Genomic DNA, 802 nt, shown 5'->3' on the forward strand with positions numbered 1-802 from the left:
ATCGTTATAAACCCTGTCGTACATTTTAATCGAGTAGTTATACTTGAGGGACCAAATAAATCTCCAGGAAATATAATTGTGACTTATCCTGATAGTAGTAAGCAAAAAGCTTTGTATACAAAACCTGATTATGAAAAGCTGCTATCGATGAAATAGAAAGGGATTCTTTCGTTTCACATACTCAAGGAGGAAGAAGTTGAATTTTCTAAATAAGAATTATGCGGTTATATCCTTTATCGTGCTGCTTTATGGCTGTGATAACACTCCCGACCGCACTTTGTCTCCACCTCAGAACGCAAAGTGGGTCGACGTGGTCTTCACGCTTCCGGCAGATACCGTGCTTTTACCAATGGAAGTTCTTTACCGTTCAGATAAGTGTAAAACAGTGCGTTATAACTCGAGTAATGAGCCTCATGATATTCCCGGTTATAACGATTTCGAGAAGCCATTCGGTCAGCAAGGAAGCAGCAATATCTGGCGGACACATATCGCCATTGATGGCGGCGGGCCATGCTTGTGGCAGCTTAATTCCATTAAAGTCAGTTTTAAGATCGCTGATGGCAATCCCCTGGTAAAGGGAAAAGAGGTTTTCGCTACTAATTATATCTTCGATTTTGATGATTATGGATTTAGCGATGGTTATGGTACCGGTAAAGCGAAGGAATCCAGGGGTGATCTTCATATAAAAACGGATTTCTTTCCGAGGATTTTTATAAATCACATGTTCGAGAAAACCTCATTGAGATTCTTTGGTGGAGATACCGATTACGAAAAATGGAGCCGGCGTTACAAACTCCAGGAT

General features: G+C 40.8%; 1 protein-coding gene. It reads left to right on the top strand.

Annotated features, from left to right (window positions below; all coding sequences use genetic code 11):
* Nucleotides 1-196 precede the first annotated feature (196 nt).
* The coding region (locus tag J1785_RS26565; protein ID WP_238483008.1) for a hypothetical protein at nucleotides 197-802 on the top strand (606 nt) is incomplete at its 3' end.

The organism is Rahnella perminowiae (genome assembly GCF_019049755.1).
In the GTDB taxonomy this organism is placed as follows: domain Bacteria; phylum Pseudomonadota; class Gammaproteobacteria; order Enterobacterales; family Enterobacteriaceae; genus Rahnella; species Rahnella perminowiae.